6 protein-coding genes are annotated in these 12,968 nt (G+C 63.8%); 5 read left to right on the top strand and 1 reads right to left on the bottom strand.

The features are described from left to right. Window positions 1–7 precede the first annotated feature (7 nt). Window positions 8–676 carry a response regulator transcription factor gene (locus HWN72_RS23510; protein WP_008829788.1) on the bottom strand — a complete coding sequence of 223 codons (669 nt, stop codon included), beginning with the start codon at window positions 674–676 and terminating at the stop codon, window positions 8–10. A gap of 236 nt (window positions 677–912) precedes the next feature. Here HWN72_RS23510 and HWN72_RS23505 point away from each other — a divergent pair, with 236 nt between their 5' ends. The 5 genes from HWN72_RS23505 (at window position 913) to HWN72_RS23485 (ending at window position 12,842) form a co-directional block, all read left to right on the top strand. Further along, window positions 913–3,534: a TonB-dependent receptor gene (locus HWN72_RS23505; protein WP_211151548.1), complete on the top strand. Its 2,622-nt coding sequence runs from the start codon at window positions 913–915 to the stop codon at window positions 3,532–3,534. A gap of 19 nt (window positions 3,535–3,553) precedes the next feature. Beyond that, window positions 3,554–4,555, top strand: coding sequence for a YncE family protein (locus tag HWN72_RS23500; RefSeq protein WP_211151547.1), 1,002 nt, complete (start codon window positions 3,554–3,556; stop codon window positions 4,553–4,555). Between the two features lie 332 nt (window positions 4,556–4,887). Then, window positions 4,888–7,524, top strand: coding sequence for a TonB-dependent receptor (locus tag HWN72_RS23495; RefSeq protein ID WP_289357122.1), 2,637 nt, complete (start codon window positions 4,888–4,890; stop codon window positions 7,522–7,524). 319 nt (window positions 7,525–7,843) lie between these two features. Continuing rightward, window positions 7,844–12,268, top strand: coding sequence for an autotransporter domain-containing protein (locus HWN72_RS23490; protein ID WP_211151546.1), 4,425 nt, complete (start codon window positions 7,844–7,846; stop codon window positions 12,266–12,268). 22 nt (window positions 12,269–12,290) lie between these two features. Then, entirely contained in the window at window positions 12,291–12,842 is a 552-nt protein-coding gene (locus tag HWN72_RS23485) for an invasion associated locus B family protein (protein ID WP_172705153.1), read from the top strand. Window positions 12,843–12,968 lie beyond the last annotated feature (126 nt).

The raw sequence follows: 12,968 nt of genomic DNA, 5'->3' as shown, positions 1-12,968 counted from the left end.
AAAGCGGTCAGTCGGCCGGCTCGTCGGCCAGAAAATAGCCGACGCCGCGAATATTGCGGATGGCGTCCGGCGACAGCTTGCGGCGCAGGGCATGTACATGGAATTCCACGGCATTGCTCTCGATCTCGACGTCCCAGCCGTATACGCGGTCGATCAGCTGGTCACGCGAAAGCACTTTGCCGGGCTCCTCCAGAAGCACCGCCAGGAACGCGAGTTCGCGCCCCCGCAGGTTCACCGGTTTGCCGCGATAGGTCACCACCTGCCGCGCGGGGTCGAACACGACCTGCCCGTAGCGGCGCAGCACGCTCGCCCGGCCTTCGCGGCGCCGCCGGACGGCGCGAAGGCGTGCGGCAAGCTCGTCGAGGTCGAAGGGCTTGGGAAGATAGTCGTCAGCCCCGCAGTCCAGACCGGCGATGCGGTCCTGAACGGCATCGCGCGCCGAGAGGATGATGACCGGCGTGTCGTTGCCCCGCCCGCGCATCCAGGACAGCACTTCGAGCCCGGACTTGCCCGGCAGGCCGAGGTCGAGCAGTACCGCCCAGTAATCGTTGGTGCCCAGCGCATGCTCGGCCGCGTCGCCGTCCTCGACCCAATCGACCATGAAGCCATAAGACCGGAAACCGCTGCGGACAGCTTCGCCGATGGTCTGATCATCTTCGACAAGACAGAGACGCATGGCAGACAATCACCAGTCGCACAGAGGCAAATTGCGATGCTGATTAATCCGCCGGCCATTACATAAATATGACGTTTTTGGCAGAATTCTGTACATTGCAGCAATATTGCTTGCACCTCCCGATCGCTAATTTTCGCATAATCCGGCGCGCCTAACCGGCGCCCCCGAACCACCGGACGACGGCTTCGCGATGTGATTCGCCCCGCCCCGTCCGACGCAACTCGGGGGTCAGTTCAATGTCCGGAAACACATCTTGCGCAGGCCGAACGGCACGCGCCGTCATCGTATCCACCCTTCTTTGCGGCACCGCCGTACCGGCACTCGCCGATGACCTCGATACGGGCGAGCACGCCGACATCGTCGTCACTGCGGACGGCAGCGCCGAGAGCCGTGCGCGGCAGAGGGACGCACCCAACATCGTTCAGTCGATCTCGCAGGAAGAGGCGTTTCGCCTGCCCGACCTGAATGCGGGCGAGGCGATCGCCCGCCTGCCGGGCGTCACCATCGGTGCGGACAAGGGTGTCGGCCACTTCGTCAACATCCGCGGGCTCGACGCCGACCTCACCAGCACGACCTTCGGCGGCACGCACCTGCCGCCCCCGGACCCCGTGACCCCGCAAGGTGGCGGCCGCGCCTTCTCGTTCGACGTGATGCCGACCGGCGTGTTCGGCTCGCTCACGCTGACCAAGACCAACCGTCCCGACATGGACGCCGAGGCGCTTGGCGGCACCATCGAAATCTCGCCCAAGGCAATTCCGACCGGCCGCGACCATTTCCTCACCGCCCGCCTGGGTTCGGGCGAGCAGTTGTCGCGCCACACCGGCGTCGTCGACCTGTCCGCTAGCGGCGGCATCCGTTTCGGCGACAAGGACGGCGGCGGGCCGTTCTCGATCGTCGGCTCGCTGGCCTACTACCGTGACGCGCTGGGCATGGACGACCGGCGCACCAGCTACGTCAACAAGGCCTCCGCCCCGGACCTGGCCTGGTCGAGCATGTCGCAGTCCTACAACACGTTCCGCCATGTGACGAAGGGCGGCAGCATCGAGTTCGCCTACGAACCCGATGCCGATACCCGTTTCTATGCCCGCTACCTGAACACCGGCTACCAGGAAGACAACTGGCGCCAGCAGCTTGCGATCAAGACCTCTGGCACGGCGACGGCCAACGCCGACGGCACTTACACCTCGCCGGTCAAGCAACTCGACAAGAGCCTGCGCGACACCCTGCTGAAGGTGAACCTGCAGCTTGCCGAAATCGGTGGCCGCAACAAGCTGGGCGATCTGGCACTCGACTACCATGTGTCCTTCGCGCAGGGGCGCGAGTACCGTCCTTACGACACGATTTCGACTTTCACCTCGAAGCCGGGTTCGGCAAACATCACCTATGGTGATGCAGGCGGGTACTATCCGTCGTACACCGTCACCGGGACCGATCCTTTCGGGACCGGTGGCTACAAGCTCTCCAGCCTGACCAACAACGACAACCTCTATCGTACCCGCGAGTGGTCCGGCGCGGTCAACGCCGCCTTGCCGACCGCGCTGACCGGCGGCGCCAATGAGAGCATCAAGTTCGGTGTCGCCGTGCGACTGCGCACCAACACCCACGTCATCAACCCCTACACGGCCACCGCCTTCCCCTCGACCGGGCTCGCGGTGGTTGCGCCGGGTGCCAATGCGATCGTCGACCAGAGCCATTATTCGAACGGCCCGGACATCGATATCGACGCCATGCGCGGCCTGTGGTCCGGCGGAACCGGCACGGGCTTCGGCAACAATGTTCAGGCCGATGCCTATGCGGGCGGCCTTTCCCGGCAGGACAACCGCGAGAACGTGTTCGCGGGTTACGTGCAGGGCGAGGCCGACTTCGGTGCACTGCATCTGCTCGCCGGTCTGCGCGCCGAGTTCACCGACGCCCGCTACCAGGGCAACACCGGCGTCCCGATCACATCCTCTGCAGCAGCAGGCGGCACGATCACCAACGGCAAGGGTTCGATCCTGGTGCCGACCTCGTCCACGTCGCGCTACACGAACCTCTTTCCTTCGCTTCAGGCCCGTTACGAGTTCTCGCCGAGCCTGATTGCCCGCGCGGTCTACTCCTCGACGATCGCGCGTCCGGGCTTCAACCAGGTCAATCCGTCGGCAACCATCGACGCCGCCAACAACATGGTCACTACCGGTAATCCGAACCTGAAGCCGATCACCGCCAACAGCTTCGATCTTTCTGTTGAGCACTACCTGCCGTTCGGCGGCATCGTCTCGGCGGGCGTATTCGACAAGGAACTGTCGAACTACATCTTTAACCGCACCCAGTCCGGAGGCATCACCGACCCGGTCACCCTTGCCGTGCTTGGCAATCAGGCGACGCCTACCCAGGTCGTCACGTATGCCAATATCTCCCACGCCTGGGTGCGCGGCATCGAGCTGAACTACGACCAGCACCTCTCGTTCCTGCCCGGCCCGCTGTCGAACCTCGGCGTTTCGGGCAACTACACCCTCATCGACTCTTCGGCCGATATTCGTCCCGGCGAGAAGGGACCGCTGCCCGCCAGCTCGAAGCATATCTACAATGCCGCGGTCTACTGGGACGACGGCAAGCTCAACGTGCGCACGGCGATCTCCTATGCGGGGCGAAGCCTCTGGTCGGTCGGCACAACCCGCGCACTCGACCAGTATGCCGAGGCCCGGTTCATGCTCGACATCGGCGCCAGCTACGCCGTGACCGACAATGTCTCGATCTACGCATCGGGCCGCAATCTGCTCAACACCCCCAAGATCCGTTCGGAAGGCACGCGGGACCACACCGTCCAGCACCAGCTTTCCGGATCAGCGGTGTTCGGCGGCGTAAACGTTCAGTTCTGAAGGAGAATACGATATGCGCATGATCCCCTCCCTCCTGCTCGCGGCGGCCACGGCCTGCATCAGCGGTGCAGCCATCGCCGCCCCGGCCGAAAAGCCGGTCTACGAGCAGCTTGCCGTCACCCTGGTCCCCAACATGCCCGAAGGCGACTGGGACCAGCTGGTGACGGACGTGGCACACAACCGCATCTATGTTTCCGGCGAGGACGGCGCGCTCATGGCCGCGTTCAATCTGGAGACCGGGGCGCTCATCGCTTCGGGCGGTGACGTCGTTTCGCCGCACAAGGTCGCCTTCGACCCCAAGACCGGCCATCTCCTGGTGGCCGAAGGCAAGGATGGCACGGTCAAGGTACTGACCACCGACTTCAAGACCGTCGCCTCGATCCCGGTCGGCGCGAAGTCCGACACCGGCGCCATCGATCTCGTCGGCCGCGTCTTCTACGTCAGCGGCCGCGACGGCGATACCGGCTCGCAGATCAGCGCGATCTCGCTCGACACGCTCAAGGTCGTGCGCCGCTTCCCGGTTCCGGCGATGACGCTCAAGGGCCTCGTCCTCGACCGGGCTGGCGGACGTCTTTTCGTCAGCATGCGTGACAAGAACGCGGTCGGCGTCATCGACATCAGAACCGGCACGCTGCGGACCTGGACTTCGCCCAACCTCAACAAGAACGTGCCGCTGGCCTACGACAAGCGCAGCCAGCGCCTGTTTGCCGGTTCGCGCGAACCCGGCCGCCTCGTCGTGCTGGATGCGCGCAGCGGCAAGGAACTCCAGTCGCTGCCGGGCACCGAGACGGCCGACAGCATGTCCTTCGACGAGAAGGGCCGCATCCTGTACGTGTCGGGCGATACCGGCATGAGCCGTTACCGCATCGCCGCCAACGGCAACGCCACCCTGCTGGAAACCGACGCCTCGCTGGTCGGCAAGTCCTCGCTCTACGTGGGCGAGAACCATCGCCTCTACGTGATGCGCCCACGCAAGGGGGAAACCGTCGCCGCGCTGCAGGTCTACGCCATCCACGACTGACAGCCCGTATTCGACAGCCGGTGAAGTATCACACCCCGCCATTCGCAAGAGTGGCGGGGTTAAGGCACATACACCTGAATGAAAATTAGAACAACTCCCCTCATATCGAGAGAGATATTTGATAACAGAGTAATTTACATTTATAGAAAATGTAGTTTATTTCATTTTTATGAAAATATTGAAAATTTATTCAATCATTTTCCTTAAATTATAATTCAAGATAATTCAGCGATAATTTTCCCTCTCTAATGGCGCTCTTCGACAAGCAAGGGGTTGCAGCAGCGGCAGATCCACCGCCGCTGGACAATCACGACATCTCGGAGGCTGTCATCGTGTCGAATAGAAGTTCTGCCCTGCCTCGCGCCCAGCGCGCGGTACTCGTCGCCATGCTCCTGTGTTCGGCGGCCTCGCCCGCGTTCGCAGCGGCCGATGAAGACGAAGCAAACGAGCCGAAGGGCGACATCGTCGTCACCGGCCATGCCGCCACCGACAGCCGTGCCAAGCAGGAAGCCGCGCCCAACATCATCCAGACCGTCTCGGTCGAAGAAGCGCGCCGCCTGCCCGACCTCAACGCCGGCGAGGTCATCTCGCGCCTGCCCGGCGTGACGATCGCGGCGGACAGCGGCGTCGGCCACTGGATCAACATCCGCGGTCTCGATGCCGACCTTACCAGCACCACGCTTGCCGGCACGCACCTGCCGCCGCCAAGCCCCGTCACGCCCCAGGGCGGCGGCCGCGCTTTCGCGTTCGACGCTTTCCCGACCGGCCTCATCGGCTCGGTGACGGTCACCAAGACCAACCGCCCCGACATGGATGCCGAAGCATTGGGCGGCACCATCGAAATCACCCCGAAGAAGCTGGCGCCGAACCAAGGCTACTTCGTGGAAGGCCGCCTGGGTTCGGGCGAGCAGTTTTCCCGCAGCACCGCGATCGCCGACATGGCGGTCAGCGCAGGCATCCGCTTCGGCGGCCATGGTATCGGCGACGGTCCGTTCACCCTGGTCGGCTCACTCGCCTATTATCAGGACGCGCTCGGCACCGACGACCGCCGCGTCTCCTTCGCCAATAAGAGCGGCACCCCGGATCTGGCCTGGTCAGGGGTGACCCAGGCGTACTACCAGTTCCACCGCAAGACCAAGGGCGCCACGATCGAACTCGGCTACGAGCCTGACGTGAACACCCGGCTCTACATCCGCTACGTCAACAGCGGCTACCAGGAAGACATCGCCCGCAACCAGCTTGCGTTCAAGCTGGGCAGCCCGACGGTGACCAACGCAAACGGCTCGCTGACGACGCCCGCGACCCAGTACGACAAGTCGGTCCGCGACATGCTGCAGCGCGTCAGCCTGCACCTCACCGAAGTCGGCGGCCATCACCAGTTTGGCAATCTGGACCTCGCGGCGCGCGCATCCTACGCGCAAGGTCAGGACTACCGCCCCTACGACACGCTTTCCACCTTCAGCAACAAGGCCGCCTCGGGCTCGAGCGTCACCTATGCGGATGCGGGCGGGGAGTTCCCGACCACGACTTTCACCGGCACCGATCCCTTCGGCACCGCGGGCTACAAGCTGTCCAGCGTGACCAACAACAGCCAGATCTATCGTACCCGCGAGTGGTCGGGCGGGATCGACGGCACGCTCGCGACTTCGCTGCTGGGCGGCGAGAACGAGAACATCAAGTTCGGCGTCAACGTCCGTCTGCGCACCAACACGCACGTGTTCAATTCCTACACCTCGACGAGCGTGCCGGTGCTGGACATGGCAAGCGCCGCCCCGGGGCGGAACATCCTGTTCGACCAGAGCCACTATGCAAACGGCCCGAATATCGACATCGACTACATGCGCAGCGTCTGGGCGAACGGCACCGGTCCCGGCTTCAGCAACAACGCTCAGGCCGACGCCTACGCCAGCGGGCAGGCACAGCAGGACAACCGCGAGAACGTCTTCGCCGGCTACGTCCAGGGCGAGACCGACTTCGGTGCGCTGCACCTGCTGGCGGGTCTGCGCGTCGAACACACCGACGCGCGCTACCAGGGCGTTACCAGCGTCCCGATCACGTCCTCGGCGGCCGCAGGCGGTACGATCACCAATGGCAAGGGCTCGATCCTGGTGCCGGTCTCGTCCTCGTCGAGCTACACCAACTTCTTCCCGTCGATCCAGGCACGCTACGAACTGTCGCCCAGCCTGATCGCGCGCGCTTCCTACTCCTCGACGATCGCGCGTCCGGGCTTCAACCAGATCAATCCGTCGGCAACCATCGACGCCGCCAACAACGTCGTCACCACCGGCAATACGAACCTCAAGCCGATCACCGCCAACAGTTTCGACCTCTCGATCGAGCACTACCTGCCGTTCGGCGGCATCATCTCGGCCGGCGCGTTCGACAAGGAGCTGTCGAATTACATTTTCAGCCGGACCCAATTCGGCGGCATCACCGACCCGGTCACCCTCGCTGTGCTCGGCAATCAGGCGACGCCCACACAGGTCATCACCTATGCCAACATATCCCACGCCTGGGTGCGCGGCATCGAGCTGAACTACGACCAGCACCTCTCGTTCCTGCCCGGCCCGCTGTCGAACCTCGGCGTCTCGGCGAACTATGCCTTGATCAAATCGTCGGCGGACATCCGACCCGGCGAGAAGGGCAGCCTTCCGGGTACGTCGAAGCACGTGTACAACGCCGCGGTCTACTGGGACGACGGCAAGCTCAACTTGCGCGCTGCCTTGTCCTATAACGGCCGCAGCCTGCTTTCCGTCGGCGCGACCCGGGCCAAGGACCAGTATCTGGAGGACCGCCTCTCGCTGGATATCGGCGCCAGTTATGCCATCACGGACAATGTGTCGATCTACGCATCGGGCCGCAATCTGCTCAACACCGCGAAGATAAAGAGCGAAGGCGATGCGACCCGCATCACGCAACTGCAGCTTTCCGGCTCGGCAGTAATGGGCGGGGTCAACTTCAAGTTCTGACGCCAGCGGGCCGTTCCGACCGTCGCCGCCAAGGAACGACCGCAACGCGTACGCGGCGACGGAGTCATCCGTCGCCGCGTTTACCGTCTTGCAAGATCGGAAACGCAAAGCCGCCACAAACGCATAGCCATTGCGGCTTCTGAAGCCGTCGCAGTGAAATATAAAACTCGATGTTAACTTAACTCTCCATAACGGATCAAACTGTTATTGCTCGAAATTTCTGTGAGCATCTAAAGCCGCTTGTGCGTGCGACGGACTTTCCCATCTCCCCTAGCCGCAAGTTCGATCAAGCTAATCACAGAAAAAAGGGGCACATCGGATGGCAATCCGGAAACGGCACTTCGCCAAGATCGGACGCGAGCGTCTTCTTCAGAGCGCGGCATCGCTGACGTTTCTCGTCGGTACACGGTCTGCAATGGTCACGATTGCCTCGGCGGGCCTTGTCGCGGGCGCGGGCATGGCCAGCGCGCATACCGATGCCTTGGGCTATCTCGTGTCCGACGGCTCGGCCGCGGGATTGTTCGATGTCCAGATCATCTACGGTAGCTGGCACGGCGGCTCCGTTTCGGCGGAGGGCGCCGTACAGCTCAATCGCGCGGACAGTTCCGCAGTCGGCACGCAGGCATTCTCGATCCTGCTGAGCAACGTCCCCAACGGCACGTTGCCCGCAGGCCTGACGGCAGGGCAGAACTTCTTCTACATCAGCCCGGACGGGAATTCGCTGGTAGCATCCGACAGCGCGAACAACGGCGTCTACAATTTCCAGGCCGCGACCTTCTCTGACATCACCGCGGGGACCTACACGTTCGCTTACGCCAGCACGAGCGGCCTTTCCCAGGTGTGGACGCCGGCCGGGAACGCGATCTCGTCCGGGACTTTTACGGTGACCTCGGACGGCGGCGTGACGGTGCCGGGACAAGCCAACGACATCGACACCGCAAGTCCGAACTACGGTTCGAGCAACCTTGGAACCTCGGTAAACCCGACCTTCGCAGGCGGCACCTTGCTGATCGACCAGAACGGGCAGACCTATCCCAACAGCTTCGCGCTGGACGATACGAACACCAACACCATCGATATGAACGGCAACACGACCGTGCTGTCCGGTGGATTTTCGGATGGCACGGCCGGCACGCCGGGCGTCATCACTTACATCGATTCGGGATCCGGCGGCCAGGTGACGCTCACCGGTGCAAGCGGGTACACCGGCACCACGACGCTCGAATCCGGCACTTTGGCTCTGGCGGGCAACGGCACGCTCGGCGCGGATACGGCATCGACGATCGTGAATGGCGGAACCCTGGACCTCGGCGATACGCAGCAGATCCAGGCGTCGCTCACACAGGGCGGCGGAACGATCCGCAACGGTACGCTATCGGTCGATACCTACACGCTTGCGGGCGGAATCCTCGCCAGCGATGCCTCCGTGGATGCAGGCACGGCGATCGATGCACAGGCGGGGGCGATCGATGGCGCACTGAGCGGCTCGGGCACGTTGACCAAATCCGGCAACGGCACTGTCACGCTCGGTGGAGCGAACAGTTACACCGGCGGCACCGTCGTCAACGGCGGTACACTGGCGCTGGCAGGTGCCGGGACTTTGGGCTCCGGCGACGGTACGACAACGATCAATGGCGGCACCCTGGACCTGGGCGCGGGCAGTCAGAGCCAGGCCACGCTCACGCAGGGCGGCGGAACCGTCCAGAACGGTACGCTCTCGGTCGGCACCTATACGCTGACAGGCGGAACCCTCGCAGGCAATGCGGCCATCGATGCCGACGATATGCTCGACCTCCGGTCCGGGAGCGTCGATGGCGCGCTGTCCGGCACGGCTGGGTTGATAAAGACCGGCTCCGGCGGCGTGATCCTCAAGGGTGCCAACAGCTATACCGGCGATACCGTCATCGATGACGGATCGTTGGTGTTGGCCGGCGCGGGCACCCTCGGTTCGGCCAGCGGTTCGACGGTCATCCACGGCGGCACGCTCGACCTCGGCGGAACGAGCCAGACGCAAGTATCGCTGACGCAGGGCGCGGCCACGATCCTGAACGGGACCTTGGTACTCGATACTTATACCATTGCGGGCGGAACGCTGACGCGAACCGTGGCCGCCAACGTGAGCAGCACTATCGATGCCCGGACCGGCATGATCAACGGCGTGCTGTCGGGTACGGCCGGTCTGATAAAGACCGGGAACGGCGGCGTCACCCTCACCGCAGCGAATACCTACACCGGCGGGACCACGATCGATGCCGGCGCGCTGGTGCTGGCAGATGCCGGTGACATCGTCTCGTCGGTTGCGATCGGCGCGACGGGCACGTTCGACATCAGCGCAGCGGACGGCGATCGCGATCTCGACACGGTAACCGGCGCTGGTGCCATCGCCCTGGGAGACAACACCCTGACGCTCACACAGGCCGGCGGCACTTATGCGGGATCGATCAGCGGTACGGGCGGACTGATACTCTCGGCCGGACAGGGCTACGCCCTGAATGGAAGTAGCACGTATTCGGGCGGCACGGCACTGCTGACCGGCACACTTTCGCTGGGGAACAACGACGCGCTCGGCACGGGCGCGCTGGCGATGAGCGAATTCACCGCCATCAACCTCGTCCAGAGCGGCATGGTCATCGGCAACGATATCACCGTCAGCGGCGATCCGACGATCTTCGTACCCACCGGCGTGACGGCAACCGTCGCAGGAACGATTTCAGACGGCACACAGCCGGGCGACGTCGTCAAGACTGGCGGTGGCACGCTGATTTTCACGGGCAACAACACATATTCCGCCGGCACCACCATTTCCGACGGCACGCTGCAGCTTGGCGATGGCGGGACCAGCGGCGGCATCATCGGCAACGTCCTGAACAACGCAGCCCTGGCGTTCGACCGCGCTGACGCCGTGACGTTCTCCGGGACGATTTCAGGCACCGGCGCAGTCGTGCAGGCCGGTGCGGGCACGACGACGCTTTCCGGCGTCAACACGTATTCCGGCGGCACGACGATCTCGGACGGCACGCTCGTCGGGTCGGCGACCGGCTTCGGCAGCGGTGCGATCCTCGACAACGCCGCACTGGTCGTGACCCAGGGCACTGACGCCACTTTCGCAAACGCGATCAACGGCAACGGCACCTTCACAAAGCAGGGTGCGGGCATGCTGTCCCTGACGGGTACGAGCGGCCTGTCCGGCGCCACCATTCTGGCTGAGGGCGAATTGCGGATCACTGGTTCGCTCGCGGCCTCGTCGGTCTCCCTGGCCAGCGGCACACGCATATCGGGCACCGGAACCGTGGGCGGCATCGTCGCCGCACCGGGTTCGACGATCGCCCCGGGCAATGGCGCGATCGGGACATTGGCCGTGGATGGCAACGTCACGCAGCAATCCGGGTCGATCTATGCGGTTCAGGTCGCCGTGGATGGATCGCTTTCCGACAGGATCACCGCCACGGGCTTTGCGGCAATCGGGAGCGGCGCGACACTGGAGGTGACCAAGACCGACACCGCAACGCCCTATGTGCTTGGCCGGCGCTACACGGTGCTGACGGCGGCTCAAGGCGTGACGGGCACTTACACGCTGACGGGCGATACGGCGGTATCGGCCTTTTACGATCTTACCGTCGGGTACGACGCCAGCAACGTCTACCTCGATGTGGCCCAGACCAGCAGCTTCGTCTCTGCCGCGATCACCCCCAACGAGCGCAGCGTCGCCGGCGCGCTGGATGCACTCGACCCGGCCGTGGGCCTGCGCAACGCCCTGGGCTATCTCCAGACCTTCGAAGAGGCGCGCGGCGCGTTCGGGCAACTTTCAGGCGAAATCCACTCTTCCGCCAAGAGCGCGCTGATCCAAGACAGCCAGTATCTGCGCGATGCGGTGTCGATGCACCTGCGGTCAGGCACCGATGGCCGGGAAACAGAGCGGCCCGGCGTGTCGCTGTGGGGACATGGCTACGGCTCGTGGGGTTCCCTCGCGGGCAATGGCAATGCCGGGGTCCTGCACCGTTCGGCCCGGGGCTTGCTGGTCGGTGTCGATCTGCCTATCGGCGATGTCGCAAGGGCGGGCGTATTGGGCGGCTACAGCCGCTCGAAATTCAACACTGCCGGGCACCGCGATACCGGCCATAGCGACAATTACCACTTGGGCGTCTATGCGGGGACCGGCCTTGCCCCCCTCAACCTGCAGGTCGGCGCGGCTTATACCTGGCACAAGCTCGATGTCGATCGCGCGGTCGGGTTCACCGGCTTCGCCGATGCACTCTCCTCGCGATACAAGGGCAACAGCGCGCAAGTCTTCGGAGAAGCGGGCTATCAAATAGAGGTCAATCATGGGCACTTCGAACCATTTGCCCAGATCAGTCACGTGCGTCTTCATACCGATGGGTTCGCCGAAAATGGCGGCGATGCGGCGCTGATCGGGGAATCGAAAAATACCGAAGTGACCTTTTCGAGCCTGGGCTTGCGCGGCGACCTCGATCTGCCGAGAGAAGGCGCGCTGCATGCGTTCTGGTCGACCGGGTGGAGGCACGCCTTCGGCAACCGTACACCGTTCACCGATCTGCGCTTCGATGCGGGCTCGCAGGTCTTCGGGATATCAGGCACACCGATCGCTCGGAATGCAGCCGTCCTTCAGGCCGGGATCGAAGCGGGCCTGGGGGCTGGCGTCAGCATCGGGGCATCCTATTCGGGCCAGATCGGGCGCAATGTGCAGGATCACGGCGTGAAAGGTAACCTGACGTGGCGCTTCTGACGATGCACGAAGGGCCTTGTCCGTGACGGTTGAGCGCGGTGGCCGTGTCTGCCGGTGGCCTGTTCTGGCCATCGTGGCAGCGCTGTTTCTCACGGGCGGCATGGCCGCTGCCGCGGAACCATCCGCTGCCCCGCCACATGAGCGCCATGGAGACTGGGAGGTCGTCTGCGCCATGGCGGGCAAGGCCACCAAATGCTCGGCAGTGCAGCGACAGGCGACCACGGCGACTTCCGGCCATGAAATGCAGCGCGTGCTCGCGATGGAACTGGTCGCCGTGCCGGATGGGGCAGTGGGCACCCTGCTAACGCCCTTCGGGGTGGATTTGGCTAGCGGCCTCGTTCTCAAACTGAACACATCCGGCCCGCCATTGCCGTTCAAGACCTGCCTGCCCTCCGGCTGCGTGGTCCCGCTGCAATTCGGCAAGGAAGCCGTCCGTTCCTTGCGCAAGGAGACGTTGTTACGCATCTCGTTCGTAACCGCGGGAGATGGGCGTAGGATCGACCTGCCGGTTTCCCTCAAAGGACTTGGTCAAGCGCTCGACAGAGCGAGGGTACTTGCCGGCACAAGCCGCTAACTCATATCTTCGGTAAGGTTTTTCGGCACCCATGCGCCAACTGCCGAGACAAAAGACATTTTAAGGCAGTCTTTCGAACGATCGCAGCATAGGCCCACGAGAAAATCGACGCCTGCCGTGGCAAAT

Source organism: Novosphingobium sp. HR1a (genome assembly GCF_015594425.1).
Classification (GTDB): Bacteria; Pseudomonadota; Alphaproteobacteria; order Sphingomonadales; family Sphingomonadaceae; genus Novosphingobium; species Novosphingobium resinovorum_A.
This window is presented reverse-complemented; position numbering and strand designations above follow the sequence as displayed.

Coding starts and splice junctions, on each gene's coding strand:
- HWN72_RS23510 (WP_008829788.1), bottom strand. CDS start 676: ATGCGTCTCTGTCTTGTCGAAGATGATCAGACCATCGGCGAAGCTGTC.
- HWN72_RS23505 (WP_211151548.1), top strand. CDS start 913: ATGTCCGGAAACACATCTTGCGCAGGCCGAACGGCACGCGCCGTCATC.
- HWN72_RS23500 (WP_211151547.1), top strand. CDS start 3,554: ATGATCCCCTCCCTCCTGCTCGCGGCGGCCACGGCCTGCATCAGCGGT.
- HWN72_RS23490 (WP_211151546.1), top strand. CDS start 7,844: ATGGCAATCCGGAAACGGCACTTCGCCAAGATCGGACGCGAGCGTCTT.